Origin of the sequence: Bradyrhizobium sp. SZCCHNR1093, assembly GCF_032381175.1 — a bacterium.
In the GTDB taxonomy this organism is placed as follows: domain Bacteria; phylum Pseudomonadota; class Alphaproteobacteria; order Rhizobiales; family Xanthobacteraceae; genus Bradyrhizobium.
The window spans coordinates 480024-506517 of record NZ_JAUHJJ010000002.1 but is presented as its reverse complement, the minus strand read 5'-3'; the positions used below and the strand labels follow the sequence as shown (position 1 = coordinate 506517).

Sequence of the window (26494 nt, the reverse complement as noted above, 5' to 3'; positions counted from 1 at the left end):
TCGCGCCCTCAGGCATTCTTCAGCGCGACCCGGAACTCGGCTTCGGTCTTGGCCTTGACCTCGTCGAGCGTCACGCCATCGGCGAGCTCGATCAGGGCCATGCCGTCATTGCCGTGCTTGTCGATCGTGAACACCGCCAGATCGGTCACCACCATGTCCACGACGCGCTCGCCGGTCAGCGGCAGCGTGCACTGCTTGAGCAGCTTCGGACCGTCCTTGGCGCTATGCTCCATGACCACGACGACGCGCTTGACGCCGGCGACGAGATCCATCGCGCCGCCCATGCCCTTGACCATCTTGCCAGGGATCATCCAGTTGGCGAGGTCACCGTTCTGGGCGACTTGCATGGCGCCGAGGATCGACAGGTCGATGTGGCCGCCGCGGACCATGGCGAAGGAATCGGCTGACGAGAAATAGCTGGTGATCGGCAGCTCGGTGACGGTCTGCTTGCCGGCATTGATGAGGTCGGGATCCTCCTCGCCCTCATAGGGGAACGGACCCATGCCGAGCATGCCGTTCTCGCTCTGCAGCGCCACGTCGACGCCCGGCGGGATGTAGTTTGAGACGAGCGTTGGGATGCCGATGCCGAGATTGACGTAGTAGCCGTCCCGCAGCTCCTTGGCGGCGCGCGCCGCCATCTGCTCTCGCGTCCAGGCCATCAGACTTCCTCCCCGGCTGCAGCGGCGGCTTCACGTTTGCGCACGGTGCGCTGCTCGATGCGCTTCAGTTCGGTTCCGACCTGGATGATGCGTTTGACGAAGATGCCGGGCGTATGGATGTGGTCGGGATCGATCTGGCCGGCCGGCAGCAGATGCTCGACCTCCGCGACCGTCACCTTGGCCGCAGTTGCCATCATCGGATTGAAGTTGCGCGCAGTCTTGCGGTAGACGAGGTTGCCGGCGGTGTCGCCCTTCCAGGCGTGCACGATCGCCAGATCGGCAAACAGGCCGCGCTCCATCAGATATTTCTCGCCGTCGAACTCCCGCACCTCCTTGCCCTCCGCGACCAGCGTGCCGACGCCGGTCTTGGTGAAGAAGGCCGGGATGCCGGCGCCGCCGGCGCGGATGCGCTCGGCCAGGGTGCCCTGCGGGCAGAATTCGAGCTCCAGCTCGCCGGCCAGATATTGCTGGGCAAACAGCTTATTCTCGCCGACATAGGACGAGATCATCTTCTTGATCTGCCGCGTCTCCAGCAGCCGGCTGAGGCCGATGCCGTCGACCCCGGCATTGTTGGAGATGACGGTGAGGTCCTTCACCCCGGACTCGCGAATGGCGTCGGACAGGGTTTCTGCGATGCCACAAAGACCAAACCCACCCGACATGATGGTCATGCCGTCCTTGAGGAGGCCAGCAAGGGCGGATTTGGCGTCCGGATAGACCTTGTTCATACGGGAATGACCTGCTGCAGAGCGGCGATCGCGCGGATATCGACCGGATTATTAGGCGAAATCTTCGCAATGCGTCAATGATGCCTTCCCAAGGCGCACATCCTGCTTTAGCTGTCGCACCAGCCTGCGCCTCCGAGGCGATCCGGAGTCCGGGATATCAGGGCTCCGCCGCAATCCGGCCACACCGGCGGCATGGCCTTGAAAGCGTCAAGAAAGCGCATCAAGTTGTTGATGTTGGCAGGGGTTTTCGGCGCACCCTGCCCATCCCGAGTAACCAGCGATCCGACGATCCCAGGACATGTCCGTGACCATGGCCCAAGGAATGAGGCGCCTCGGCACACCGATCGCGGTGCTGCTGGGCATCGCGTTCGTGGGCCTGCTGGCGAGCTCCTGGCTGGTCAATCGCGAGGCATTGCGGCAGGCGGTGGAGAGCCAGATCCGCGCCGTGACCGGGCTCGAGCTCGTTGTCAAGGGACATATCGACGTCTCCTTGTTTCCGGGCAGCTATGTCTCGTTCCACGATGTCGGTCTGAAGGGCAGCGGCACCGAGGATCCGGCTCTGCGCGTCGACGTGCTGACCGCCAATCTGCAATTGCTGCCGCTGCTGTTGCAGCGGTTCGAAATCGCCGACGTCATGATGCTGCGGCCGCAGATCAACGTCAGCCGCGAGGCCGACGGCAACAGCAACTGGACCCCCTTCATCGAGACCATCGCGCGCACGATGCGCCCGGGGCCCGACAGCCAGATGTCGTTCTCCGAGATCCGCATCCAGGATGGCATCCTGGTCTACGAGGACACCGGCCATCATGCTTCCGAGCGGCTCGACGATATCGACCTGTCGCTCGCCTGGCCGTCGATCTCGCGCTCGTTCGCGGCGACCGGACAGTTCGATTGGCGCGGTCAGCGCATCGAGGGCTCCATCAGCGTCAGCGACTTCCTGGCTGCGCTGTCGGGAGACCGGTCCGGCTTGAAGATGCGGCTCGCCAGCCCGCCGCTGAAGGTCGCCTTTGACGGCACGGTCGCGAATCGCACCAGCGCGCTGATGGAAGGTACGCTGACGGTGGACAGCCCGTCGCTTCGCGACGCGCTGCGCTGGACGGGGCAGACGCCGCTCGGCGGCGGCGGCTTCGGGCGCTTCGCCTTGCGTGCGCGCGCCAACGTGGTCGGCGCCTCGATCGCACTCACCAATGTCAATGTCGAGCTCGACGGCAACACCGCCGAGGGCGTCATGACCTACGCCAATAACGGCCGGCAGACGCTGCAGGCGACGCTGGCGGCCGACGCGCTCGACTTCACCCCCTACATCTCGACGATCCGGCTGCTGGCCAATGGGGCCCGCGACTGGAATCGGCAGCTCTTCGACCTCAAGGCCTTGTCCACCACCGACCTCGACATGCGGCTATCGGCCGCAAAGGTCACGGTCGGCTCCTCGAAAATCGGACGCACGGCGTTCGGCGCCAACCTGCGCAACGGCGTACTCGCCCTCTCGGTCGGCGAGGCGCAGATGTATGGCGGCATCGTGCGCGGCTCGTTTGGGATCGCCCGTGCCGACACCGTGGCCGACGTGAAGGCCGAGCTGCAATTCAACGACGTCGATCTGCAGGCCTGCGCCAACGAGATGTTCGGCGTGTCGTCGCTGTCGGGACGCGGCAATCTCAACGTCTCGCTGACGGCTTCGGGCTCGAGCCCGTTTGGGCTCGCCCAGTCGCTCGATGGCAGCGCCAACCTGCAGGGCCGCGATGGCGCGATCTCCGGCTTCAACGTCGAGCAGCTCCTGAAGCGCCTCGAGCGCAGCCCGCTGTCGCGCGGCGGCAATTTCCGCTCCGGTTCGACGCCTTACGACTCGCTGACGATCGCGGTCAAATTCTCCGAGGGCATCGCGACCGCCGAGGACATCCGCGTCGAGAGCCCGACCGCGCGCATCACCATGACCGGCACGGCCTCGGTGCCGACACGGGAATACGATTTCAAGGGCGTCGCGAGCCTGCTGTCGTCAGGCAATGGCAGCAACGGCTTCGAGCTGCCTTTCGTCGTCCAGGGCCCCTGGGAAGATCCGCTGATCTTTCCCGATCCGGAAAGCCTGATCCGCCGCGCCCCGGCCGCCGCCCCTCTGCTCGATGCGGTCAAGGACCGCAAGACGAGGGATGCGGTGCGCTCGGTGCTGGAACGATTCACCGGCGGCGGATTGCGCCCGGCCCAGCCGGACAACGTGCCGCAGGCTGACGCTCCGACAGGCGACACTCCCACCAAGCAGAACTGACCAACGCGGCTTGCTTCGCGTGCCGATACACGGCCGCCGCCACGACCTATGTCTGATATATTACTTCTGGATCACGTCGGGTCCCTGGGCTAGTGTCCCGCCACAACCGATCAAGCAAGATCGGCGGATCAGGGAGAGACACGTGAAATCCAGGGGAATGGGTGCGCTTTCAATCGCAGTCGCAGCCGCCGGGCTTTTTTGCGCTGCAGCACCAGCCATCGCTCAGGACACCATCACGATCTGGTGGAGCAAGGGCTTCTACAAGTCCGAGGACGATGCGCTGCTCAACGTCGTCAAGAAGTTCGAGGCCAAGACCGGCATCAAGGTCGAGCTGTCGCAATACGCGATCCAGGACATGATTCCGAAGACGGTCGCCGCGCTCGATTCGGGCACCGTGCCCGACGTGGCCTACGCCGACACCTACGACGTTCAGGCCCAGGGCAAGTGGGCCTACGAAGGCAAGCTCGAGGATCTCACCGACATCCTGGAGCCGATGAAGTCGGCGTTCGCTCCGAACACGCTCGAGACCGCCTACCTCTACAACAACGTCACCAAGAAGAAAGCCTATTACGGCTTCCCGCTGAAGCAGCAGAGCATGCACGTCCAGATCTGGGGCGACCTGCTGAGCAAGGCCGGCTTCAAGCAGAGCGACATCCCCACCAAGTGGGAAGACTACTGGACGTTCTGGTGCGACAAGGTGCAGCCGGCGGTCCGCAAGGCCACCGGCCAGCGCATGTATGGCGTCGGTCAGCCGATGGGCGTGGAATCCACCGACTCGTTCCAGTCGTTCTACACCTTCATGGACGCCTACAACGTCAAGCTGGTCGACGACGACGGCAAGCTGCTGGTCGACGACCCCAAGGTGCGCGACGGCCTCGTCAAGGCGATGAAGGATTATACCGACACCTACATCAAGGGCTGCACGCCGCCCTCGTCCACGACCTGGAAGGATCCGGACAACAACGTCGCGTTCCACAACAAGACGATCGTGATGACCCACAATTTCACGATCTCGATCGCGGCCAAGTGGTTCGAGGACTCCACCAACCCGGCGCTGACGCCCGAGCAGCGCGCGGCCGGCAAGAAGGCCTATGAGGAGGACATCATCACCGCGTCCTTCCCCAACAAGCCGGACGGCACGCCGATCAAGTACCGCTCCGACGTCAAGACCGGCCTGATCTTCGCCAATGCTCCTCACAAGGCGCAGGCCAAGGAATTCATCAAGTTCCTGATGCAGGAGGAGAACCTCGGCCCCTACATCGAGGGCGCGCTGGGCCGCTGGTTCCCGGTGACGACCGCAGGCCAGAAGAGCCCGTTCTGGCAGGCCGACCGCCATCGCAAGGCCGTGTACACCCAGTTCACCGGCGGCACCACGCCGTTCGACTTCACCAAGAACTACAAGTTCACGATCCTCAACAATGAGAACGTCTGGGCCAAGGCGATGAACCGCGTGGTCAGCGAGAAGGTGCCGGTCGAAAAGGCCGTCGACGAGCTGATCGCGCGGCTGAAGGAGGTCGCCGGCTAGTCTCTCGCCTCGCGAGACACTAGCTTGAGATCCTGAAAACGACAACAAGTGCCGGCCGCAGTGTCTGCGGCCGGTTCGGCAATAGGCTTGGAACAGACGACCATGGCGATCACGCTCTCAGCTTCCGATTCCGCGCTCGCGGAAGCGCCGCGCCCGGTGCTGCTGACACCGTCACAGGTATGGGGCATCGTCATGCTTGCCCCCTACTTGCTCGTCTTCCTTGCCTTCGTCGTCTATCCCGTCGGCTACGGCCTGTGGCTCGCCCGCGAGCCGGCCAGCTACGTCGCGCTGTACAACGACCCCATCTTCGCGCGGGCCGCCGTCAACACGCTGATCTTCCTCCTGGTCGGCATCAATCTGAAGATGGTGATCGCGCTGTTCCTGTCCGGCTTCTTCGTGCAGCAGCGCGGCTGGATCAAATGGCTGTCGGTCATCTTCATCCTGCCCTGGGCGGTGCCTTCGATCCCGACCATCCTGTCGGTGCGCTTCATGCTCAATCCCGAATGGGGCGTGGTGAACCAGCTGATCTTCAAGTTCACCGGCGAAGATGGCCCGAACTGGCTGAACGACCCGACGGTCGCGCTGTCGATGGCGATCGGCATGCACATCTGGAAGTCGCTGCCGTTCTGGACCTTGATCCTGATGACCGGGCGGCTGGCGATTTCGCACGATTTGTTCGAGGCGGCCGAGGTCGACGGCGCCACCTGGTGGCAGAAGTTCCGCTACATCACCTGGCCGTCGATGCAGACGCTCTACATCACCTGCACGCTGCTCTCGATGATCTGGACGCTCGGAGACTTCAACAGCGTCTATCTCCTGACCGGCGGCGGTCCGGCCGATCTCACCCACGTGCTGGCGACGCTCGGCATCCGCTATCTCCGGCTCGATCAGCTCAGCCTCGCCATGGCCTCGATCGTCTGCGCGATGCCGCTGGTGCTGCCCCTGGTCTATTTCATGATGAAGCGGTTGTCGCGATGAAGCTCCCCACCCTCCGCGAAGTCGGCACCGAGGCCCGGCTGCTGCTGATCGGCATTCCCGTCTTCATCTGGACGATGATCCCGATCTACCACATGTTCCTGTTCGCGATCTCGCCGAAGGAGGACGCGTTCTCGGGCAAGCTGTGGCCGGACCATCCGACGCTGCACAATTTCTCGATCGTGTTCCACCAGCAGCATTACTTCCTGCGCGATTTCTGGGTCCAGTTCGGCAACTCGGTCGTGATCGCCATGGCCGTGGGCGCGCTGACACTGATCATTGCGACCTGTGCGGCCTATGCCATCTCGCGCCTGCGCGTGCCTGGCAGCCGGGTGGTGATGAACCTCGCGCTGTTCACCTATTTCATCCCCGCTGCGTTCCTCGCGGTACCGATGTATCGCACCATGGGCAAATACGGCCTGCTCAACAACGACTGGTCGCTGATCCTGGCGATGGTGACGATTGCCTCGCCCTACGCGATCTGGGTGCTGAAGCAGGCCTCCGACAAGCTGCCGGTCGAGCTGGACGAGGCTGCCGTCATGGACGGCGCCAGCCCGCTGCAGATCTTCCGCCTCGTCTATGTACCGCTGATGATGCCGTCGCTGGTCGCGATCGGAACGTATGCGGTGCTGCTGGCCTGGAACGAATACCTCTACGCGTTCCTGCTGCTTTCGAACGACAAGGATATCACGCTGCCCGTGGCGCTCGGCAACTTCCTGGCCGCCGACGATTCGCCGTGGGAGCTCCTGATGACCACCGGCTTCATCTACGCGTTGCCGCCCGCGGCGGTCTATTACGCCTTCAAGCGCTACATGGTGGGCGGCCTCACCGCCGGCGCCGTGAAGTCGTGACGGAGCGATGAGGGTCGGATTTCGTCAGGGACGGTTCGAGGACGCTTCGCGGCCGAACTGGGATGGCGACGGGCCGCGCCCGATCGACTGGTTCGCTTGGTATCCAGCCGCCAACGGCGCCGTGGAAACGGCGCTCGCTATCGCACCATGGCCGCAGGGCTGGTTCAAAGCGGGACCAGCGGCTTTGAATGCGCCGCTCGCTGCAAGCGCGGGCGCCTGTCCTCTCGTCGTGTACTCTCACGGCACCGGCTGCAACGGCCTGCAGTCCGAATGGCTGGCGCGCGAGCTGGCAAGCCGCGGCTTTGTCGCGGTCGCCGTCAATCATCATGGCAACAGCAATGCCGAGCCGTACCGAGCAGCGGGCTTCCTCTGCTCATGGGAACGCCCACGCGACGTGTCCTTGCTGATCGACCACATCGTGGCTCATCCCGATTTCGAAGGCCGCATCAACCTCGACCGCATCTACGCCGTCGGCTATTCGCTCGGCGGCGTCACGGCCACCGCCCTGATCGGCGCAATCATGATCCGCTCGCCGTTCGAGCCAGGCGCCAATCACGGCCGCGGCCCTCGCGAGTTTCCCGATCTCGTCGATCATCTGCCGCGGCTGATGGAGAAGAGCTCAATCTTCCGCGACTCCTGGGCGCGCATGTCCGCATCCTATCGCGATCCCCGCATCAAGGCGGCGCTGCTACTGGCGCCGGGGCGCTCGGTGCAGGGCTTCTCCGAGGACAGCATCGCCGCGATCAACGTCCCGACGCGCATCATGGTCGGCGGCGCCGATGCGCTGCTGCCGGCCTCACGCTGGCTGCATGAGCGACTGAGCGGTAGCGCATTCGAGATCGTCGCCGACGACGCCGGGCACTACGTCTTCCTGCCGGAGAGTACCGAGCTCGGCAGACAGAGCGATCCGGCTTGCTGCGTCGATCCGCCATCGGTCGACCGCGGCACGATCCATCGCGCGGTCGTCACCGCCGCCTTGCGGCTGTTCTTGCGTTGATCAATGCTGTCTCAGCATTCTCCGTCATTATAGCGGAGCTGCGCTCTCGCCGCGATCACTCGACAGCTTCGAGGCCAGCGACGCGATGATGATCACCACGGCAATCAGCCCGATCACCAGCGTGCAGATCGCATTGATCTCCGGCTTCACCCCGAGCCGAACCTCGGAATAGATCCGAATCGGCAGCGTCGCCGAACCGGGGCCGGTGGTAAAGCTCGCGATCACGAGATCGTCGAGCGACAGCGTGAAGGCCAACATCCAGCCCGCGACCACCGCCGGCGCGATCAGCGGCAATGTCACCATCACGAACGCGTGCAGCGGATCGCAGCCGAGATCCATCGCGGCTTCCTCCAGGCTGCGGTCGAGCGAGACCAGCCGCGACTGCACGACCACCGCGACGAAGCACATCGTGAGGGTGGTGTGGGCGACCGTCACCGTCCAGAAGCCGCGCTCGGCGTCCAGCGCCACGAACAGCAGCAGCAGCGACAGGCCGGTGATCACCTCGGGCATCACCAGCGGCGCATACAACATGCCGGAGAACAGCATGCGGCCGCGAAATCCCTGGCCACGCGACAGCGCCACCGCGGCCAGCGTGCCGAGCACCGTCGCCGCGGTGGCCGCGGTGGCGCCGACGCGCAGGCTCATCCAGGCCGCATCGATCATGGCGCGATCGCTGAAGAACTCGTGATACCAGCGCAGCGACCAGCCGCCCCACACCGTGACCAGGCGGGAGGCGTTGAACGAGTAGATCGCCAGGATCAGGATCGGGAGGTAAAGAAACGCGAGTCCAAGCGTCAGCGACGCGACGTTGAAGCGCGACAGGCGGGAGGGATTAGGCACGATCTCCTCCTCCCTCAATCCCAGTGAAACCCTCTCCGTTCCCTCCCCCCTTGTGGGGGAGGGTCAGGGAGGGGGGCACCCAGCAAAGACCGCCAATGCGGACCCCCACCCCCAACCCCTCTCCGCAAGGGGGAGGGGAGCGAGAGAGCGTGCCTTGCTGTGCGCCATCCATCACCTGCTCTCCTCCAACTGCCGGCGCTGCAGCCGGTCGTAGAGCAGAAGCGGCAGCAGCAGCACGACCAAGAGGACCACGGCGATGCTGGAGGCCACCGGCCAATCCTTGTTGGTGAAGAATTCGAGCCAGAGCGTCTGGCCGATCATCAGCGATTTCGACCCGGCGAGCAGATCGGGAATGACGAACTCGCCGACCACCGGGATGAAGCACAGCAGCGCGCCCGCGCCGACGCCGGGCAGCGACAGCGGAAACGTCACCAGCCAGAAGATCTCGCGCGGCGAGGCGCCGAGATCGGCGGCGGCTTCTTCCAAGGCCGGCTCCAGCTTGGTCAGCGTCGCGAACAGCGGCAGGATCATGAACGGCAGATAGGAATAGACGATGCCGACATACATCGCGCTGTCGGTCGACAGCCACACCACCGGCGTGGACACCAGATGCAGCGCGAGCAGGATCTGGTTCAGGAGGCCGTCATGCTGCAGGATGTTGACCCAGGCGTAGATGCGGATCAGGAACGAGGTCCAGAACGGCACGATCACCAGCATCATCGCGATGCCCTGCCAGCGCCTGGGGAGCCGCGCCATGCCATAGGCGATGGGGTAGCCGATCAAGAGCAGGATCGCGGTCGACGTCGCCGCGACGACGACGCTGCGCAGATAGGATGAAAGATACAGATCGTCAGACAGCAGCAGACGGAAATTGTCGAGCGACAGCGCCGCAAAGGCGTCGCGGAGCGACGACAAACCATCAGCCAGCGAGAACACCGGCGTATAGGGGGGCTGCGCGATCGCAGTCTGCGACAGGCTGATCTTGGCGACGAAGGCGAACGGCACCAGGAAGAACAGCACCATCCAGATGTAAGGCGCGATCGCCGCAAAGCGGGCCGGGCGCGAGAAGATGCGGCGCGCGCTCATCGCTCCAGCACCAGGCAATCGTCGGGCGTGAACCAGGCCACCACGCGCTGGTTCAGGCCATAGCCGTCGGCATCGAGCCGGGCGGTGTTGGCCTGCGCAGCGTGAAGCACGGCGCCGCCGTCGAGCTTGATCTTGTAGACGGTCCTGCCACCGAGATAGCTCGCATCGGTGATGGCGCCCTCGACACAATTGATCGCAGCAGCATCGCCGGCCGGTCGACGGAGCGCGAGGCGGATCTTCTCCGGACGGATCGCGACCGCGACCTTGCTCTCGCTGATCGGAGCCATCGGCTGCGCCACGACCAGCTCACCCGCAGTGTGGGTCACGACCCTGAGCCGGAGCGGCTCCCGCGCGGTCACCTCGCCCTCGAACAGATTGATGTCGCCGACGAACTCCGCGACCCACCGCGACGCGGGCTCCTCATACAGACGTCGGGGGACCGCGACCTGCTCGAGCCTTCCCGCGTTCATCACCCCGATCCGGCTCGCCACCGTCATCGCCTCCTCCTGGTCGTGGGTGACGATGATGAAGGTCATGCCGAGCTTGTGCTGCAGCTCCATCAGCTCGACCTGCGTGCTCTCGCGCAGCTTCTTGTCGAGCGCAGCCATCGGCTCGTCGAGCAGCAGCACCTGCGGCCGGCGCGCCAGTGAGCGCGCCAGGGCGACGCGCTGCTTCTGCCCGCCCGAGAGCTGATCCGGCTTGCGCTTCTCCAGCCCTTCGAGCCGCACCAGCGCCACCATCTCGGCAACGCGCGTGGCGATCTCGGCGCGCGGCATGCCGGCGCGCTTCAGGCCGAAGGCGATGTTGTCGCGCACGTTCAGATGCGGGAACAGCGCGTAGTTCTGGAACATCATGTTGACGGGCCGCTGATGCGGCAGCACCTGCGCGATGTCCTCGCCCGAAAGCAGGATGCGCCCTTCATCCGGCGTCTCGAAGCCGGCCAGCATGCGCAGCAAGGTCGTCTTGCCGCAGCCGCTGGGGCCGAGCAGCGCGAAGAACTCGCCGGCGCGGATGTCGAGCGAGACGCCGTCGACGGCGCGGAAGCTGCCGAATGTCTTGACGAGGTTCTCGATCCGCAGGATCGGCGGCTGAGCATCGGGACGCGGTTCCGGCGCTGGTGATGCTGCCGGCTCTCCGGCAGGCGCTGGGTTTGCGATGTCGTCAGCCATGTCCCGATCAAATCACCCTGCCCGGCCACAACGGCCGACCGGTCGGCAAGCTAGCCGCCCACGGATTGCAGCTCAACCGCGCGGGCCGGACTATCCCCGCTCGCGTCAACGGCCTGCGGCGTGCCCCGGCCACAGGCCGCAGTGGTCATGAACGCAGCGAGCGCATCGCGTTCGGCAGCGGGAAGCGTCAGACCCAGCTTGGTCCGCCGCCACAGCACGTCGTCGGGAAACCGCGCCCATTCGCGCGCCATGAGGTAGCGGACCTCCGCCTCGGTCAGCTGCGGCCCGAACGCCTGCCCGAGATCGGCCCGGCACCTCGCCTCGCCAAGGATCTCCGCCAGCCGGGTGCCGTAGGCGCCGAGCAGCCGCCGGGCCTCGGCTTCGCTGAGAAAGCGCCAGCGCTCCCGTGCGTCATCGACGAGATCCTCGAACCGGTCCCAGGCGAAGTCGCCACCCGGAAGCGGCGCTCTCGCAGTCCAGCGTGGCGACATCGGATAAAAGCGCGCGAGGCGGGAGACCGCCTGCTCGGCCCGGTGCCGGGCTGTCGTGACGTCGCCGCCGCACATGGTCAGGAGCGGCGCCTTGGCGCGGCCAGCATCGAGGCTCACGACCGTTTCCAGCCGCCCGCTGTCGGCGGCGCGCAGCACCATCATGTTGGCGCCGGCCACGCTCCGGACCACGTCCGCAGGCTGGATGTCCGAGCGGAAATAGCGGTTCGCCGCCTTGCAGAGATAGGCCACGTCTGCCGCCGGCACCGCCACCACGGCTGGGTCGCCCTTGAAGCCGTGGACCACCGTGCCGATCAGGGTGAAATCCTGCTCGTAGGGCTGGGCAAAGATCAGCCGTCCATCCGAATTCTGAAACACGTAGACCGCTTCGACATCGAACAGCCGCGGCACGATGATCTGGCTGACCTGCCGCGCGGTGACCCGCGGCGGCGGCTGACGCAGCACGGTCTCCGCCGTCGAGACGCTCCACGCGCCGGTGGCGTTGGCGAGCGCGCGCGAGGTGACGATGCGTCGATAGCCGCGGTCGATGATGGCGAGACGCCATATATGGTCGCGGTCGGCCCGCACGCAGCGGGCGCCGGTGCGGATCGACGCGCCGCGCTCGGCAGCATCCATCGCGGTCAGGACCACCAGGCGGGAATCGTCGACCACGCAATCGGAATAGTCGAATGCCGTCCCGATCGGACGCTTCAGGGCATCTCCGATCGGATGATGCGTGACGTCGAGCGCCGACGCTGACGGCAGCCGGTTGCGCGCAGCGAGGCGGTCGTAGAGCCAGAGTCCTGCGCGCAGTTGCCATGGCGGCCGCTCATTGGCGTGAGCTGGAATAGCAAAGCGGATCGGTCGGACCAGATGCGGCGCGACCGTGAGCCAGACGTCGCGCTCGGCGAGCGCGCGGCGCACGCGCAGAAAGCTGCGGCGCTCCAGCGCTGCGAGATCCCCATGCACCAGCCGCGACGTGGCCGACGAGGCGCCGCCGCCGAGATCGCCCTGCTCGACAAGGAGCACGCGCAGACCGCGGCCAGCCGCATCACGCGCCAGGCTGACGCCGTTCAGACCTCCGCCGATGATCGCAAGATCGTAGTCCGCCATACGCAAGGTCTTCGAGCGTGCCAGGACGAACGATCGTAGACCGGCGGAGATGATTCTCGTAGCGGCTTAGCTGTCATGCGCGCGGATAAATTCGCGCTGTTGCGCAACGGCCTCTGACCACGAGTGCCCGGTCAGCCGGTCTTGCGAACGGACGCGTCGTCGTCGTCGTGAGCGCGACCGACGATGCCGTCGTATTTGTCGATCGGCAGGGGCTTGCCGAGCAGATAGCCCTGAACCGAGTCGCAGCCCTGCTCGGCGAGGAAGCCGAGCTGCTCGGGCGTCTCGACGCCTTCCGCCACGATCGACATGTTCATGCCGTGACCCAGACCGATGACCGCACGAATGATCGCCGCCGATTGCGGGTTGCGGCCGATATTCATGACGAAGGCGCGGTCGATCTTGATCTTGTCGAACGGGAAGGCCTGCAGGTAGCTCAGCGACGAGTAGCCGCTGCCGAAATCGTCCATCGAGACGCGAACGCCGAGCGCCTTCAGCCGGCGCAGCAGCGCGACACCACGATCGAAATCCTCGATCAGCACACCCTCGGTGATTTCGAGCTCGAGCCTGCCGGGCGCGAGCCCCGTCTCGAGCAGGATCGAATGGACCAGTGCGACAAGGTCGCCATGAACGAACTGGGCCGGAGACAGGTTGACCGCGACCTGCAGCGGCTTCGGCCACGACGCCGCCTCGCGGCAGGCCTCGCGCAGGATCCACTCGCCCATCTCGACGATGAGGCCGCTCTCTTCCGCGAGCGGAATAAAGTCGCTCGGCGGCACGAAGCCGCGGACCGGGTGCTGCCAGCGCGCCAGCGCCTCGAAGCCGATGATCTCGCTGGCGTCGACCGTGCGGCCGGAGGCGGCCTGCGGCTGGAAGTACAGCGAAAGTTCGCCATGCTTGATCGCGACAGACAGCTCCTGATGCAGAACGCGGCGGTCGCGGATCTGCTGATCCATTTCAGGCTCGTAGAAGGTGATGCTGCCGCGCGATTTGGCCTTGGCGCGGAACAGAGCGGCACCCGCATTGGCGAGCAGCGACGCCGGATCCGAACCATTGTGCGGGAACACCGAGATGCCCGTCGTCAGCGCTGTGCGAATCGACTTGCCGTCGATCTGGAAGTCCACCGCGATCGCCGCCGCCAACTGCTCGGCCAGCGCCCTGCCCATCTCCGGTTGCTTGCCGTCGATGATCAGCCCGAACTCATCGCCGGAGAGACGCGCGACCACCCCGCCCCGGGCAACGGCATGGACGCGGCGGGCGACCTCGATCAACAGCTTGTCGCCGATGGCGTGGCCGAAGACGTCGTTGACGTCCTTCAGGCCCTTGAGATCGACGTTCAGGACCGCGAACTCCTCATCCGTGTCCGCGCAGGCCTCGATCATCTGGCTCAAGGCCTGCAGGAACGCGGCGCGGTTAGGCAGATCGGTCAGGCCGTCGTGATAGGCCATGTGCGCCATCCGCGATTCGGTCTGGCGCCGGTCGGTGACGTCCTCATAGGTCTTGATCAGATATTGCGGCTCGCCGGTCTCGCCCAGCACGGTTGCCCGTCGGGTCAGGAACAGCCGCAGACCGTCTTTGGTCGAGATCGGATGTTCCTCGGTCAGAAGGCTGCGCTTCTTGATGGCGGCTTCGTCGCGCGCCATGATCAGTCTGGCCTCGCGCGGATTGAAGATGTCGGCGGCGGTCAGGCCCGTGGCATCCTCGCGCTTGCGGTTGAGGATGATCTCAGCGCTGCGGTTGGCGAGCAGATAGCGGCCGTCGCTGACGCTCTCGACGATGAGCGAGACCGGAATGTTGTCGACGACCAGCTCCAGGAACTTCTTGCTGTTCTCCAGCTCGCGGCTCAGCGATCGCCGCTCCGTGGCATCGTCGAACAGCGCGATGAGGAACTGCGGCTCGTTCTTGTCGTTGCGTGCAACGACCCGATGGGCTTCGAGGATGCGCTTGTCGTTGCCGCGTTGAACGACCAGCTCGCTGCAATAGGTGGTGCCGGGCGCCAGCATCGCTTCGCGGTCGGCAGCCGCGATGTCGGCCGCGGTCGCGTCGCCGAAGAGGTCGCTTGGGCGCCGTCCGATGATCTGATCCCGCGGCATCCGAGAGAACTGCTCGAATGCTCGGTTGGCGAAGATGTAGCGGCCGTCGTCGATGTTCTTGGCGGCGACGCAGACGGGAACCTGATCGACCACCGATTCCAGGAACTGCTTGGTCGAGGCGAGCTCGCGCTCCAGCCGGCACTGCACCGTGCAGTCTTCGTGGATGCCGATCGATCCGCCGGTCGGAAGACGGAATATCTGGGCTCGCACCACACGTCCGCCGGGCAGCTCGGTCAGGCACCCGTCCGGCTCCCGCGCCTGGCGCGCATAGTCTTCGACCGTCAGATTGAGCAGGCCGCGCTGCCGCCGCAACTCGACCAGATCCCGGCCGGTGCAACCGGGCGGAATGTCGGCCCGGCTCATGCCGTAGATTTCGAGGAAGCGATGGTTGTAGAAGACGACGCGGTTGGCGGCGTCCGTCAGCATCAATCCCTGGCTCAGATTGTTGAGCGCGGAGCTGATGAAAACATTACGCCGCAGTTGTGCCCGCTTGGCGCGCCGCAAGGCCGAATGGATCCAGATCACGACCGAGGCGAGGAAGGCGCAGACGACGACCCCGGCGATCAACACTTCCCAGAGCACGTCCGGCTCGATGGTGCCCAGGTAGCCGGAGGGCGAGAAATCGGACGACGCAGCCCAGGCGCGCGTCGGCGCAGCCGCCCACGCTGCCATGGCGGCCATCGAGGCCGCAACGACGCACGCAGAAAACGCGTTTCGGTCGCTCGCCTGCCAATTCTTGCCAGCCATCAATCACCCGCGGTATTCGGCGACAGTATCTGGCTTCACCTATTGGGATCGGGTAAACGGGTTCGGCAAACTTCGAAAAAGACGAAGCAAATTTGGTCAATGGCCTCCCTATGATGAACGGTTTGCTAAGGGCGTGCGCACTCCGGACCGAGGCTCCACCCACCAGGGGTTGCAGCAAGCCATGATTTCTCCGAATCGTCTCAGGACCGCGCATGGATAGAGTGGATTGCGTCGTCGTGGGCGCCGGCGTCGTCGGACTTGCCGTCGCACGACAGCTGGCCCGCGCCGGACGCGAGGTCATCGTTCTCGAGGCGGCCGAGGGCATCGGCACCGTCACTTCGTCTCGCAACAGCGAAGTGATCCACGCCGGCATCTACTACAAGGCCGGGAGCCTGATGGCCCGCTTCTGCGTGGCCGGCAAGCGCATGCTTTACCGCTATTGCGACGAGCATGGCGTGCCCTACCGCAATTGCGGCAAACTGATCGTTGCAACCAATCCGGCCGAGACCGAGAAGCTGCAGGGCATCCGCGCGCACGCCGAAGCCAACGGCGTCGAAGGAATGCGGCTGCTGGCTGGATCCGAAGCGCTGGCGCTGGAGCCGGCCCTGGCCTGCGAGGCGGCCCTAATGTCGCCGTCGACCGGCATCATCGACAGCCATGCCTTCATGCTGTCGCTGCGCGGCGAGATCGAGGACGCCGGCGGCGCCTTCGCCTTCCACACGCCGCTGCTGCGGGCCAAGGCAGCCGGAGAATCGATCGAGGTCGACGCGGGCGGCGCGCAGCCGATGACGCTGAGCTGCCGGCTGCTGGTGAACGCTGCCGGCCTCGACGCGCCCGCGGTGGCCCGGCGGATCGACGGCATGCCGTCGCCGCTGGTGCCGACGACCTATCTCGCCAAGGGCAACTATTTCAGCTGCAGCGCCCGGGCACCGTTCAGCCGGCTCATCTACCCGGTGCCGGAACCGGGCGGGCTCGGCGTTCACCTCACGCTCGACATGGCAGGCCAGGCCAGATTCGGCCCCGACGTCGAGTGGATCGACCGGATCGACTACACGGTCGATCCGGCGCGCGCCGAGCGCTTCTACCCGGCGATCCGCAAATACTGGCCGTCGCTGCCGGATGGGGCGCTGATGCCGAGCTATTCCGGCATCAGGCCGAAGATCGTACCGCCGGCCGTGGCGTCGCAGGATTTCGTCATTCAGGGCCCGCGCGATCACGGCGTGCCCGGACTCATCAATCTGTTCGGAATCGAATCGCCTGGATTGACGTCATCGCTCGCGATCGCGGCTCACGTCGGCGATCTCGCCTCGAGCTGAAGACCCTCGATATCGCGATGAACAGCCTGTCGCGATAGACACGCTGGGAGACAACGCAGGCAGATGCGTTCGCGTCGTCGCGTATCGAAACTAAGTCGTGTATCGCAACTAATTCGATTGAAGTTGCGTCTGGGATGGACTCGTCGCCATCCCAGGCGCACGGTCTTGCGATCAGATGATACGGCGGATGATGGTCACATGTCAGTGAAGTGTTTCGCTGGTTACCTGTCTCAAGCGCTCGATCTCATCCTTCACCATCAGTTTGCGTCGCTTCAGTTCGGCAATTCGCAGGTCGTCCGTCGATGGATGCAGGAGAGCTTGATGCAATTCGTTTTCAAGAACTTTATGCTTACGCTCCAGTTCAACGAGATGCGCCTGAATAGCCATTCGAAACCTCCTCGGTAGGTGAACCTGAGATTCGACCAGGGCTAATGAGTGTACACTAGTCGCTTGACCTGTCGATGGGGCCAAAAGACCGCACATGCAAATTTGAGCGCCGTGTGTAACGAAGCGTGAGCTGATCCGGGCGAATCTAACGCCGGCGCCAACCTGAAATTCACGGGACAGCTGCACGGATCTTGAGGGGTGCGACTTGCTTATCAGCTTCGCAGGCGCAATATTTGCGCCCGCCTTCGCAAGGCTTTCCACTTCCTTCCGCTTTTTTGCTATCATAGATCATGGCTGACCAAGACGAGCGCGAACTGCAGGCCGAACTCGCGCGCCTGCAGCAGGAGCACCGCGACCTCGACGCGGCGATCGACGCTTTGCATCAATCGCCCGCCCCCGATTTGTTGCGGCTGCAACGACTGAAGAAGCGGAAGCTTCTGCTACGCGATCGGATCGCCTTCATCGAAGACCAGATCACGCCCGACATCATCGCCTGAGGCGAAGCGTCAGCACGGCTGACCGTATGCCCACAGGCAATACGGCGATGCTGGAGTTGCCGAAGCGCCTTGACAAAGGGAACAAAAAGGGAACAATTAGACCATCCCTCGTAGTCCCCGGACAACAACAAGGATGGTTGTGATGCCCGCCTCCTTCTCCCCACAGGATCGCCTCTACGAACAGGCGTGTGACCAAGCCATCGCGATGTGCGACGGCAATCTGCGCTCCACGATCAAGGCGCTGATCATGGCGAACGAGTATCTCGAGCTGGAGCTGCAGGAGCTGCGGGCCGCGATCTCCTGCGGCTGCATGCCCAACACCGCCTCGGACGCCGCGCAGAGCGATGCGGCCTGAGCCCGACGGCCTTTGAGGCTCTCCAGGCGATGACCCATGCACTCGCTCGGAGCTTCGGCGAGAGGTCAGGAGGAGCGTGCAATGCCCGATATCACCTACTACGTCGCGATGCCGTTCAGGCGGGACGAGGGTGGCATGCTGGTCGCGGGAACGGCTGAGGAATGCCAGAGCTCGTCGGCCGCGCTGCGTCGCGCGGAGGCCATGTCGCGCTTATCAGACAATATCGGCGCCATTGCCTTCAGCCGCAGCGGCGATCCATTGAAGGGGGAATTCAGCGACGCCCGGCTGCTGCACAAGTTCGGCGAGTTGCCTGACGATCTCGGCGAGTTGTGAGCGCCGTGTTCCGCCAGCTCGGTCATCGGCGCGGATGGCCGGCGAGCGTCACCGCTTGTCGCCCGGCAGGGTCGTTCGTTACGCGTGGCTCTCGTACCTTCGCTGGGCCTTGCGCATGTACATCGCGCGGTCGGCTTCCTCCAACGCACGTACTGGGTTGACGCGCTTGTCGAGAAGGGCAACCCCGGCCGACGCGCCGGCACACACGGTCTGATCGCCGAAGGTGAAGGTCAGGCTGTCGATGGCCTGCTCCAGCTCCGCCGCCTTGGCATGCGCCTCCGTCGCGCTGAGGTGCCAGAGCAGCACGCCGAACTCGTCGCCGCCGAGCCGACCGATCACGTCGGAGGATCGGACCCGCTCGCCGAGGACACGCGCAACCGCCTTCAGGACCTCGTCACCGGCCGCATGGCCGAAGGTGTCATTGATGGGTTTCAACCGATCGACGTCGAGCACGACCAGGGCACCGGTCGCATCGTAGCGCTTGATGAACGCGATGGAGCGATGGAGCTCGCGGGCGAAGCCGCGACGATTGAAGATGTCGAGCAGGAAATCGCGCTCGGCGGAGGCCGTGAGCTCGGCGATCCGCGCCTGCGCTGCCCTCAGCTCGGCCTTCAGGCGTCGGATCGTCTGCCGCGTGCCCGCCGATGCGGAACCAGGTTCAGGTGAGCGCGCGCCCCGAAGAACCCTATGACGGTACCGGGTTCTTCGCTTCCCGGCCCGCCACGCGGCCGCCATGCGCTTCTTTTTCATCGGACACCTGCCGCGCCGTCGTTTGGGCTTGCCGGGCTTAACCAAGACAGGATAGTCCATTCGGGCCTCCATGCCATGGCTTGCCGCTGTCGGGACCGATCCTATACTCCGGCCCATGCTGATGGATTCCCGAGAAGATTTGAGGTTATGACCGCCCCAATCGCCATTATCATGGGAAGCCAGTCGGACTGGGATACCATGCGCCATGCCGCCGACACACTCGGAGCGTTGGGCGTGAGCTACGACGCCCGTATCATCTCGGCGCACCGCACCCCGGACCGGCTGTATGCCTTTGCCAAGGGCGCCAAGGCGGCCGGCTACAAGCTCGTCATCGCCGGTGCAGGCGGCGCCGCCCATCTGCCGGGCATGACGGCCTCGCTGACAGAGCTGCCCGTGTTCGGTGTTCCCGTCGAGTCGAAGGCGCTGTCGGGGGTCGATTCGCTGTATTCGATCGTCCAGATGCCGGCCGGAATTCCGGTGGGAACGCTCGCCATCGGCAAATCCGGCGCCATCAACGCAGCGCTGCTGGCGGCGAGCGTGCTCGCTCTCTCCGATCCCGCGCTCGCCGGCCGTCTGTCGGCTTGGCGCCAGGCGCAGACCAATGCGATCGCCGAACGTCCGGAGGGCACGGCGTGACCGACTCCAATCGGGTGAAGCTCAAGCCCGGCGACACCATCGGTATTCTCGGCGGCGGCCAGCTCGGCCGCATGCTGGCGCTTGCTGCGGCGCGGCTCGGGCTGCGCTGCCAGGTATTCTCGCCGGACCCGGACTCCCCCGCCTTCGACGTGGTGCTGAACGCAACCTGCGCCGAATATGCCGACGTCGAGGCGCTCGAGCTGTTCGCCAATGACGTCGACGTCGTCACCTACGAGTTCGAAAACGTCCCCTCGGCCGCGGCCATGGTGCTGGCGGCGAGGCGCCCGGTGCTGCCGCGCCGCTCGGCGCTCGAGACGACCCAGGATCGCCTCACCGAGAAGGATTTCGTCACCTCGCTGGGCATCAGCACCGCGACCTATGCCGACGTGTCCTCGGTCGCCACCTTGCGCGAAGCCGCGTTCCGGATCGGCTTGCCGGCCGTGCTGAAGACGCGTCGGTTCGGCTATGACGGCAAGGGCCAGATCAAGATCCGCCCGGGTGACGATCTCGAGCGGATCTGGGCCGAACTCGGCACCAAGTCGGCGATCCTTGAGGCGTTCGTTCCGTTCGAGCGCGAGATCTCGGTCGTGGCGGCCCGAGCGGCCGATGGACAGGTCGAGTGCTTCGACGTCACCGAGAACGAGCATCGCGATCACATCCTGAAGGTGTCGCGGGCGCCGGCGCGCATCCCGGATGCGCTCGCCGACGAGGCCAGGGACATTGCGAGCCGGATCGCCACCGCCCTCGATTACGTCGGGGTGCTGGCCGTGGAGATGTTCGTGGTATCGGATGGTCCCACTCCAGGCGTCCTGGTCAACGAGATTGCCCCGCGGGTGCATAATTCCGGCCACTGGACCCTCGATGGCGCCTCGATTTCCCAGTTCGAACAGCACATCCGGGCGATCGCCGGTTGGCCGCTCGGCAAGCCGCTGCGCCACGGCCACGTCACGATGACGAACCTGATCGGGGACGAGATCGACAGCTACGAGCAGTGGCTCACGGTTCCCGGCGCGACCGTGCATCTCTACGGCAAGGGCGCCGCTCGTCCGGGCCGCAAAATGGGGCATGTGACCCAGGTCTTGCCACTGCCGCCGAGGCAGGGCTGAAATAAACCGCTCCGGCGAGGTTAAACTTGCGGTCAAGAGCCCGTCAGCGGGTGGACAGCGACGGTGTCCTCTGATACACGGGCGCGCTCAAGGTTAAGGGCGCGGGCATTTGCCAGCCCTGGCTTCACCAGATTTCAAACCGATAGACTGAGAAAGAGGATGCCGCGTGCAGGTTCTCGTTCGCGATAACAATGTCGATCAAGCCCTCAAGGCGCTCAAGAAGAAGATGCAGCGTGAGGGCATTTTCCGCGAGATGAAGCTTCGCGGCCATTACGAGAAGCCGTCCGAGAAGAAAGCCCGCGAGAAGGCCGAAGCCGTGCGCCGTGCGCGCAAGCTGGCCCGCAAGAAGTTGCAGCGTGAAGGCCTGCTGCCGATGAAGCCGAAGCCGGTGTTCGGCGCTGGCCCCGGCGGTGACCGTGGTGCTGGTCGTGGTCCGGGCGCAGGTGCCCGTCCCGGCGCGCCGCGCTGATCTGGTCACTTCAATCTGACGTCGTCTGAAGCGCGGGCCTTTGGCTCGCGTTTTTGTTTTGGGCGCTCCTTTTTGATTTTGCGCCTCTGGCCATCCGGCGACCGGATTGAATCCGGGTTGCTGCGCCCGCCCCTCGCATCGCTGCAGAGCTCGCCACTCCAAAGAAAAAGCGGCAGACCGGCCAGGCCCACCGCCTCGATCACGTCCGCGAACGATTCGACCGGCTATTTCGGCAGCACTGAGTGGAACACCGATTTCGCCGCCGACATCATGTCCTGCGCCACGCTGGACATCTGGTCCTTGATCGATGGATCAGTCTTGTCGGCGCGCAGGTCGAGCGGACGCAACTGCTGGACAGGGATCTCCGCCGGCGGGGTCGGGCGCCCGTCCGGCTGCAATGATCCCGTGTAGGTCGGGCTCGAGGCCGACGGCAAGGCAAAGCCCTGCTCGGCCGGTGGCGCAGAGACCGTCACGGGAGGCGGCAGCGGACGGACCGGCGACACCTGTGGCGCGACGGTCGCGATGCGCGGGGTCTCGCCAGCGCCCCGGGCTGCATCGCTCGACGGCTTCTCGGCAGCCGTCTTGCCGGCACCTTCGCTCGCGCGCAACCGCTCGATCGCCGCGCGGGCGAGATCAGCAGCATCCCGGCGATCGTCCTGCTGGGCCGCCGGGGCCTCGGCCGGAGTACCGCGCGCAATCAGCTTTTCCCGCGGCGACCCGGGATGGCGCGCGGCCTGCACATCGGTCGGGAGGCTCGCTGTTTCGGTCGGCTTCACTTCGACGGCCTTCTCCGCAGCCTTGTCGGCGAGCGACTTCTCCGAGACCCCCTTGGCCTTGATGCCAGGAGCGGGAATGCTGGAGACCTCCGTCGACGTTTCCGCCGGCTTGGCGTCGGACTTGGGATCGGCCTTCGCTTCCAGCTTGGCGGGGTCGGTCCCCTTGCCCGTGGATTTCGGAGCGTCGCTCTTTGAGCCGGTGAGCTTGGCGTAGGCAGCCGACGCCACCGCCGCCACGGTCGATGGCGGCGAGTCGGGCTTGGTATTGATGTAGTGGTTGACGATGTAGGCCCCGATGATGGTGGCAACCACCGACGGGACGATCTCCATGGCGAACTTTGTGAGATATTTCAGCATGCTGACCACTCCCGCGCGGTATTTGCGGGAACTTTGAGGCACAATTAAGGGACCATCCCAGTACCTTCCGGAGCCCGCAACCTGCGATCCCTGCAGGCGCAACCGCCGAAAAGTCGTTCTCCTGAAGCCCTTTGAGACCGAAGCCGTGCTGCAATCCAAGATCGTATGGGCGCTGCCAACTGCTTCCGGATCGCCGGCTCAAGATACCACAATCAGCGGCATCCCGGTAAACAAATGGTTACGGCTTCAATTCAACCTCGAGGAAAACGATCTCGGAGCCGGTCTCATTCAGTACATCGTGTTCGACACCGGCTTTGCGGAAATAGGATTTGCCGACCGCGAGCTGCGCCTTCGAGCGCTCGCCGGACGGCGCCACGATCGTCATCTCGCCCGCGGTGACCGGCACGATCACGTAATCCATCTCATGAACGTGGCGCCCCGTGGCACTGCCGGGCAATAGCCGCCACTCCGTGACGCGGACTTCGGGCGTATCGACCTGGACGTCGGACTGGGCGCTGAGCATCGGGGATCTCTTGAATCAGGGGACGAAGAGCAGAAACAGGAATATCGCGAACACCACCATGTGCACCAGCCCGAACAGGATGTTCGTCCGTCCCGTGCCGAAGGTCAGCATGCTCAGAACGAAGGTCAGGACCAGCAGCACTATTCCCTGCGGGTCCAGCCCGAGGACGAGCTGCTTGTCGAGCACATGGGCGGCGACCGCCACTGCCGGGATGGTCAGCCCTATGGTGGCGAGCGAGGAGCCAAGCGCGAGATTGATGCTCTTCTGAAGGTCGTTGGCGCGGGCGGCCGAGAGGGCGGCGATACTCTCCGGCAGCAGGATCAACAGCGCCACGAGCACGCCTGCGACCGCCTGCGGCGCACCCGTTGCGGCAACGCCGGCGTCGACCACCAGCGAGAACTTCTTGGCAAGCAGGACCACAGCGAGCAGTGCGACCAGCAGCAGCCCGACACTGAGCAACAGCTTCGCACGCGGCAGCCGGACATCGTCATCGGCGAACCCAGCCGAGCCGCCGACGAAATAGTCTCGATGGCGGGTGGTCTGCGTATACAGGAACACCGCGTAGAGCAGGATCGTCACGACGCTGACGAAGGCGATCTGCACGGCAGAATACACCGGACCAGGCGACGTCAAGGTATAATTCGGCAGCACCAGTGTGATGGTTGCCATCGTGAACAGTACGCTGAGATACAGATTGGCACCGGAGACCAGCACGTCCTGCTCGCGATAGCGCAGGCCGCCGATGAAGATGCAGATGCCGGCCAGGCCGTTGCACACGATCATGACGACCGCGAACACGGTGTCGCGGGCCAGCGCGGGCGCAGCCTTGTCGCCGAGCATGATGGTGGCGATCAGCGCCACCTCGATCACCGTCACCGCCAGGGTCAGGAGCAGTGTACCGAACGGCTCGCCGAGCTCATGCGCGATGACCTCGGCGTGATGCACGGCCGCGAACACCGTGCCGAACAGGATTACCAGCAGCACCGCGGCGAAGACCACGCCGGCGGCCGAAGGCGTGAAGTCATAATGCGTCGCCGTGACGATCGCGACGAGCGCGACCGCCAGGCCGGGAAAGATCACCGATGATGCGGGCGTTGCGCCCTTCACGCTCATGATTCGCGTCCTTCGATCCGTTCTGTCCGACTATGCGCGACAGCGAGGCGATCGTCACGCGGTCCGGCCGTGACAGGGTCAACCAGGACGGTCTCTGAAAGTGCCGTCGATCAGGTCAATGCGGGCTGAGCAGCGGATGGATCGGAAGCACGGTCAGCAGCACGAACAGCGGAACGAGGACGGCACCTGCCCGCAGCATGTAGCCGAAGAAACTCGGCATCTTGATGCCGCGCTCATTGGCGATCGCTGCGACCATGAAGTTCGGCGCGTTTCCAATGTAGGTCAGCGCACCCATGTAGACGGCGCCCATCGAGATCGCCGCCAGCGTGCCCGAGAGTTCGCCCATCAGCACCTTGGGATCGCCGCCCGCCAATTCGAAGAACAAGAGATAGGTCGGGGCATTGTCGAGGAAGGCCGACATCAGCCCGGTGAACCAGAAATAGGCGACCTCTCTCGGCGCGCCGGCGGGTGTCGTCACGGCATCCAAGAGCCAGCCGAACGAGCCACTGCGACCCGCGTTCAGCATGGCGATGACCGGGACGATCGCGGTGAAGATCGCCGCGAACAGCTTGGCGACCTCTCGGATCGGCTCCCAGTTGAACCCGTTCGCCTCGCGGTGCTCGTCCGGCGTGAGCCAGAGCGACAGGCCGGCGATCGCCACGAGGATGGCATCGCGCACGAGGTTCTGAAGCTCGACATGCGTGCCGAAGACGTCGAAGGAGATGCCTGGCTTCCAGGTCGCCGAGAGCAGCGTATTGGCAACGATCGCGGCGATCAGAACGACATTGATGAGGCCGCGAATGCGCACCGGCTCCTTCGTTACGAACGCCTGCGACGCAAGCTTCTCCGCGCGGAAGCGCCACCAGTCGATAGCGGCAAAGACGATGAGCAGCAATCCGGCGACGATCGCGGTCTGCAGCCAGAGGTGTTGCGTCGTCCAGAAGAAATCGACGCCGCGCAGAAAGCCGACGAACAGCGGTGGATCGCCCAGAGGGCTGAGCGCGCCACCGACATTGGCAGCCAGGATGATGAAGAAGACCAGCACGTGCACGTTGTGCGGCCGCGTCAGATTGGCGCGGATCAGCGGACGTACCAGGATCATCGCGGCACCCGTCGTGCCGACCACGCTCGCGATGATCGTGCCGAGTGCCAGGATGGCCGTATTGGTCGCCGGCGTACCTCTGATGTCGCCGGTCACCAGGATGCCGCCGGCGACGGTGTAGAGCGCAAACAGCAGCACGATGAAGCTGAGATACTCCGCGAGCAGCGCGTGGATGAAGGACGCGAGCGAGGCCGCCAGTCCCGCCTGCCAGGTCAGCGCCGCCAGCGTCACCACGGCCCATGCCAAGGCGATCTTGCCGTAATGGTGATGCCAGAGGCGGGCAAACAGCAGCGGGCCGAGCGCGATCGATAGCAGCAATCCCGCAAACGGCAGCGCGAACGGCCAGGTCATCGCAGCGCCATCGAGGCCGGCGGCGGCATACGCGGGGATCGGCAGACCTGCGACGATCGCGACTACAAGCAGAGCTGGCCACCGACCGAGGACATTACGGGCTGTCGATGAAACTCTTGGCCGTACCTGTCGCACCATAGAAATCCAGATCATTATGTCCGCCGTCGGGAAACCGTACGAAGCGCTTGGGGTCATGCGCAAGCGCGAACAATCGTTCCCCGAAGCGGATCGGAATCCCCGGATCTTTGGCGCCATGCATGATCAGCAGCGGCACATGCACCTTGGCAATGCGCTGATCGGATTGGAAGCGGTCGCGCATCAGCAGGCTGACGGGAACCACTTTGAGCATGTCGGAGGCGACGTCGACCGTGGACGTATAGGGCGCCTCCAGGATCAGCCTGGCGATGGGACGCTCAGCGGCGATCGCGGCGGCCACGCCGCTGCCCAGTGAAAAGCCCCAAGCCACGATGCGCTCCGCCGCGTAGCGCTCGCGCGTGAAGGCATAGGCGGCTGCGGCATCCTGAAGCAGCCCCTGCTCACTGGGGTTGCCGCTCGAGCCTGCATAACCGCGATAGGACAGCGCGACGAGGCCGGTCCCGTCGGAGGTCAGCGCCTTGAAGCGCGAGACCACGCCGGCGAGGAAGTCGCCATTGCCTGGGAAATACAGCACGACCTTGCGGCCGGGCTGCGCCGGCACATGCCAGGCGATGACCTTCTCGCCGTCGGCCGAGGTCAGCACGTGCTCTTCAGCCTGCGGAAAACCGGCCGCGTCCGGCGCGGTGCGACCGACCGGCGGGATCGGAAACAGCATCGCGCGCTGGCGCATGAACAGCACAGCAAGCACGGTGGCGTAGATCGCCACCACGACGATAAGGAGCCATTTCAGGACCGCCAT

General features: G+C 64.9%; 26 protein-coding genes. 12 read left to right on the top strand and 14 right to left on the bottom strand.

Going from position 1 to position 26494, the window contains the following annotated elements; all coding sequences use genetic code 11:
• Positions 1-8: 8 nt before the first annotated feature.
• Together QX070_RS07995 and QX070_RS07990 are read right to left on the bottom strand one after the other, a co-directional pair.
• Positions 9-659 (bottom strand): CoA transferase subunit B, encoded by a 651-nt coding sequence (locus tag QX070_RS07995; RefSeq protein ID WP_315736356.1) that lies wholly within the window; start codon positions 657-659, stop codon positions 9-11.
• Positions 659-1387 carry a CoA transferase subunit A gene (locus QX070_RS07990; protein ID WP_315736355.1) on the bottom strand — a complete coding sequence of 243 codons (729 nt, stop codon included), beginning with the start codon at positions 1385-1387 and terminating at the stop codon, positions 659-661. The genes QX070_RS07995 and QX070_RS07990 overlap by 1 nt, the downstream gene beginning before the upstream one ends.
• Positions 1388-1697: 310 nt before the next feature.
• Here QX070_RS07990 and QX070_RS07985 point away from each other — a divergent pair, with 310 nt between their 5' ends.
• From QX070_RS07985 to QX070_RS07965, 5 genes are all read left to right on the top strand, one after another.
• Positions 1698-3647 (top strand): AsmA family protein, encoded by a 1950-nt coding sequence (locus QX070_RS07985; RefSeq protein WP_315737042.1) that lies wholly within the window; start codon positions 1698-1700, stop codon positions 3645-3647.
• A 142-nt stretch (positions 3648-3789) separates the two neighbouring features.
• On the top strand, positions 3790-5172 hold the full coding sequence (locus tag QX070_RS07980) for an ABC transporter substrate-binding protein (RefSeq protein ID WP_315717541.1): 1383 nt from the start codon (positions 3790-3792) through the stop codon (positions 5170-5172).
• Between the two features lie 102 nt (positions 5173-5274).
• Entirely contained in the window at positions 5275-6150 is an 876-nt protein-coding gene (locus QX070_RS07975; RefSeq protein ID WP_315736354.1) for a sugar ABC transporter permease, read from the top strand.
• The gene (locus tag QX070_RS07970) at positions 6147-6998 is read left to right on the top strand and encodes a carbohydrate ABC transporter permease (RefSeq protein ID WP_172109925.1); all 852 of its coding nucleotides are present in this window, start codon (positions 6147-6149) and stop codon (positions 6996-6998) included. Before QX070_RS07975 ends, QX070_RS07970 begins: the two co-directional genes overlap by 4 nt.
• Before the next feature lie 7 nt (positions 6999-7005).
• Positions 7006-7995 carry an alpha/beta hydrolase family protein gene (locus QX070_RS07965; RefSeq protein ID WP_315736353.1) on the top strand — a complete coding sequence of 330 codons (990 nt, stop codon included), beginning with the start codon at positions 7006-7008 and terminating at the stop codon, positions 7993-7995.
• Between the two features lie 27 nt (positions 7996-8022).
• Here the strand turns inward: QX070_RS07965 and QX070_RS07960 are convergent, their stop codons facing one another.
• From QX070_RS07960 to QX070_RS07940, 5 genes are all read right to left on the bottom strand, one after another.
• Entirely contained in the window at positions 8023-8835 is an 813-nt protein-coding gene (locus QX070_RS07960) for an ABC transporter permease (RefSeq protein ID WP_315736352.1), read from the bottom strand.
• 171 nt (positions 8836-9006) lie between these two features.
• Complete coding sequence (locus QX070_RS07955; RefSeq protein ID WP_315736351.1) at positions 9007-9921, bottom strand: ABC transporter permease; 915 nt, start codon at positions 9919-9921, stop codon at positions 9007-9009.
• Positions 9918-11090 carry an ABC transporter ATP-binding protein gene (locus tag QX070_RS07950; RefSeq protein WP_315736350.1) on the bottom strand — a complete coding sequence of 391 codons (1173 nt, stop codon included), beginning with the start codon at positions 11088-11090 and terminating at the stop codon, positions 9918-9920. Before QX070_RS07950 ends, QX070_RS07955 begins: the two co-directional genes overlap by 4 nt.
• Before the next feature lie 50 nt (positions 11091-11140).
• The gene (locus tag QX070_RS07945; protein ID WP_315736349.1) at positions 11141-12691 is read right to left on the bottom strand and encodes a glycerol-3-phosphate dehydrogenase; all 1551 of its coding nucleotides are present in this window, start codon (positions 12689-12691) and stop codon (positions 11141-11143) included.
• A 131-nt stretch (positions 12692-12822) separates the two neighbouring features.
• Complete coding sequence (locus QX070_RS07940) at positions 12823-15528, bottom strand: EAL domain-containing protein (RefSeq protein WP_315736348.1); 2706 nt, start codon at positions 15526-15528, stop codon at positions 12823-12825.
• A gap of 212 nt (positions 15529-15740) precedes the next feature.
• Here QX070_RS07940 and QX070_RS07935 point away from each other — a divergent pair, with 212 nt between their 5' ends.
• The gene (locus tag QX070_RS07935) at positions 15741-16844 is read left to right on the top strand and encodes an NAD(P)/FAD-dependent oxidoreductase (RefSeq protein ID WP_315736347.1); all 1104 of its coding nucleotides are present in this window, start codon (positions 15741-15743) and stop codon (positions 16842-16844) included.
• A gap of 201 nt (positions 16845-17045) precedes the next feature.
• On the opposite strand, the gene QX070_RS07930 is transcribed toward QX070_RS07935, so the two are convergent.
• Positions 17046-17231: a YdcH family protein gene (locus QX070_RS07930; protein ID WP_315736346.1), complete on the bottom strand. Its 186-nt coding sequence runs from the start codon at positions 17229-17231 to the stop codon at positions 17046-17048.
• A gap of 290 nt (positions 17232-17521) precedes the next feature.
• Here QX070_RS07930 and QX070_RS07925 point away from each other — a divergent pair, with 290 nt between their 5' ends.
• From QX070_RS07925 to QX070_RS07915, 3 genes are all read left to right on the top strand, one after another.
• Complete coding sequence (locus QX070_RS07925) at positions 17522-17728, top strand: YdcH family protein (protein ID WP_009028242.1); 207 nt, start codon at positions 17522-17524, stop codon at positions 17726-17728.
• Positions 17729-17870: 142 nt separating this feature from the next.
• The gene (locus QX070_RS07920; protein ID WP_315736345.1) at positions 17871-18083 is read left to right on the top strand and encodes a hypothetical protein; all 213 of its coding nucleotides are present in this window, start codon (positions 17871-17873) and stop codon (positions 18081-18083) included.
• 81 nt (positions 18084-18164) lie between these two features.
• Positions 18165-18416, top strand: coding sequence for a hypothetical protein (locus tag QX070_RS07915; RefSeq protein WP_315736344.1), 252 nt, complete (start codon positions 18165-18167; stop codon positions 18414-18416).
• 78 nt (positions 18417-18494) lie between these two features.
• Here QX070_RS07915 and QX070_RS07910 read toward each other — a convergent pair whose 3' ends face one another.
• On the bottom strand, positions 18495-19226 hold the full coding sequence (locus tag QX070_RS07910) for a GGDEF domain-containing protein (RefSeq protein ID WP_315736343.1): 732 nt from the start codon (positions 19224-19226) through the stop codon (positions 18495-18497).
• A gap of 87 nt (positions 19227-19313) precedes the next feature.
• Between QX070_RS07910 and purE the strand changes: the two genes are divergently transcribed.
• The 3 genes from purE (at position 19314) to rpsU (ending at position 21377) form a co-directional block, all read left to right on the top strand.
• On the top strand, positions 19314-19802 hold the full coding sequence (gene purE, locus QX070_RS07905) for a 5-(carboxyamino)imidazole ribonucleotide mutase (RefSeq protein ID WP_315736342.1): 489 nt from the start codon (positions 19314-19316) through the stop codon (positions 19800-19802).
• Positions 19799-20908: a 5-(carboxyamino)imidazole ribonucleotide synthase gene (locus tag QX070_RS07900; protein ID WP_315736341.1), complete on the top strand. Its 1110-nt coding sequence runs from the start codon at positions 19799-19801 to the stop codon at positions 20906-20908. The genes purE and QX070_RS07900 overlap by 4 nt, the downstream gene beginning before the upstream one ends.
• Before the next feature lie 166 nt (positions 20909-21074).
• On the top strand, positions 21075-21377 hold the full coding sequence (gene rpsU / locus QX070_RS07895; protein ID WP_011924350.1) for a 30S ribosomal protein S21: 303 nt from the start codon (positions 21075-21077) through the stop codon (positions 21375-21377).
• Positions 21378-21601: 224 nt separating this feature from the next.
• Here rpsU and QX070_RS07890 read toward each other — a convergent pair whose 3' ends face one another.
• From QX070_RS07890 to QX070_RS07870, 5 genes are all read right to left on the bottom strand, one after another.
• Complete coding sequence (locus QX070_RS07890; RefSeq protein WP_315736340.1) at positions 21602-22510, bottom strand: hypothetical protein; 909 nt, start codon at positions 22508-22510, stop codon at positions 21602-21604.
• A 238-nt stretch (positions 22511-22748) separates the two neighbouring features.
• Positions 22749-23033 carry a cupin domain-containing protein gene (locus QX070_RS07885; protein WP_315717559.1) on the bottom strand — a complete coding sequence of 95 codons (285 nt, stop codon included), beginning with the start codon at positions 23031-23033 and terminating at the stop codon, positions 22749-22751.
• Positions 23034-23048: 15 nt separating this feature from the next.
• Entirely contained in the window at positions 23049-24146 is a 1098-nt protein-coding gene (locus tag QX070_RS07880; RefSeq protein WP_315736339.1) for an ionic transporter y4hA, read from the bottom strand.
• 115 nt (positions 24147-24261) lie between these two features.
• Positions 24262-25599 (bottom strand): sodium:proton antiporter, encoded by a 1338-nt coding sequence (locus QX070_RS07875; protein WP_315736338.1) that lies wholly within the window; start codon positions 25597-25599, stop codon positions 24262-24264.
• A 94-nt stretch (positions 25600-25693) separates the two neighbouring features.
• Complete coding sequence (locus QX070_RS07870) at positions 25694-26494, bottom strand: alpha/beta hydrolase (protein WP_315736337.1); 801 nt, start codon at positions 26492-26494, stop codon at positions 25694-25696.

What these genes read in the sequence shown, in the direction of transcription:
- QX070_RS07870 (WP_315736337.1), bottom strand. Translation starts at nt 26,494, where the DNA reads ATGGCGGTCCTGAAATGGCTCCTTATCGTCGTGGTGGCGATCTACGCC.
- QX070_RS07930 (WP_315736346.1), bottom strand. Translation starts at nt 17,231, where the DNA reads ATGGCTATTCAGGCGCATCTCGTTGAACTGGAGCGTAAGCATAAAGTT.
- QX070_RS07935 (WP_315736347.1), top strand. Translation starts at nt 15,741, where the DNA reads ATGGATAGAGTGGATTGCGTCGTCGTGGGCGCCGGCGTCGTCGGACTT.
- QX070_RS07970 (WP_172109925.1), top strand. Translation starts at nt 6,147, where the DNA reads ATGAAGCTCCCCACCCTCCGCGAAGTCGGCACCGAGGCCCGGCTGCTG.
- QX070_RS07990 (WP_315736355.1), bottom strand. Translation starts at nt 1,387, where the DNA reads ATGAACAAGGTCTATCCGGACGCCAAATCCGCCCTTGCTGGCCTCCTC.
- QX070_RS07910 (WP_315736343.1), bottom strand. Translation starts at nt 19,226, where the DNA reads ATGGACTATCCTGTCTTGGTTAAGCCCGGCAAGCCCAAACGACGGCGC.
- QX070_RS07925 (WP_009028242.1), top strand. Translation starts at nt 17,522, where the DNA reads ATGGCTGACCAAGACGAGCGCGAACTGCAGGCCGAACTCGCGCGCCTG.
- QX070_RS07945 (WP_315736349.1), bottom strand. Translation starts at nt 12,691, where the DNA reads ATGGCGGACTACGATCTTGCGATCATCGGCGGAGGTCTGAACGGCGTC.
- QX070_RS07940 (WP_315736348.1), bottom strand. Translation starts at nt 15,528, where the DNA reads ATGGCTGGCAAGAATTGGCAGGCGAGCGACCGAAACGCGTTTTCTGCG.
- QX070_RS07950 (WP_315736350.1), bottom strand. Translation starts at nt 11,090, where the DNA reads ATGGCTGACGACATCGCAAACCCAGCGCCTGCCGGAGAGCCGGCAGCA.
- QX070_RS07885 (WP_315717559.1), bottom strand. Translation starts at nt 23,033, where the DNA reads ATGCTCAGCGCCCAGTCCGACGTCCAGGTCGATACGCCCGAAGTCCGC.
- purE (WP_315736342.1), top strand. Translation starts at nt 19,314, where the DNA reads ATGACCGCCCCAATCGCCATTATCATGGGAAGCCAGTCGGACTGGGAT.
- QX070_RS07890 (WP_315736340.1), bottom strand. Translation starts at nt 22,510, where the DNA reads ATGCTGAAATATCTCACAAAGTTCGCCATGGAGATCGTCCCGTCGGTG.
- QX070_RS07965 (WP_315736353.1), top strand. Translation starts at nt 7,006, where the DNA reads ATGAGGGTCGGATTTCGTCAGGGACGGTTCGAGGACGCTTCGCGGCCG.
- QX070_RS07985 (WP_315737042.1), top strand. Translation starts at nt 1,698, where the DNA reads ATGGCCCAAGGAATGAGGCGCCTCGGCACACCGATCGCGGTGCTGCTG.
- QX070_RS07915 (WP_315736344.1), top strand. Translation starts at nt 18,165, where the DNA reads ATGCCCGATATCACCTACTACGTCGCGATGCCGTTCAGGCGGGACGAG.
- QX070_RS07975 (WP_315736354.1), top strand. Translation starts at nt 5,275, where the DNA reads ATGGCGATCACGCTCTCAGCTTCCGATTCCGCGCTCGCGGAAGCGCCG.
- QX070_RS07955 (WP_315736351.1), bottom strand. Translation starts at nt 9,921, where the DNA reads ATGAGCGCGCGCCGCATCTTCTCGCGCCCGGCCCGCTTTGCGGCGATC.
- QX070_RS07995 (WP_315736356.1), bottom strand. Translation starts at nt 659, where the DNA reads ATGGCCTGGACGCGAGAGCAGATGGCGGCGCGCGCCGCCAAGGAGCTG.
- QX070_RS07880 (WP_315736339.1), bottom strand. Translation starts at nt 24,146, where the DNA reads ATGAGCGTGAAGGGCGCAACGCCCGCATCATCGGTGATCTTTCCCGGC.
- QX070_RS07875 (WP_315736338.1), bottom strand. Translation starts at nt 25,599, where the DNA reads ATGACCTGGCCGTTCGCGCTGCCGTTTGCGGGATTGCTGCTATCGATC.
- QX070_RS07920 (WP_315736345.1), top strand. Translation starts at nt 17,871, where the DNA reads ATGCCCGCCTCCTTCTCCCCACAGGATCGCCTCTACGAACAGGCGTGT.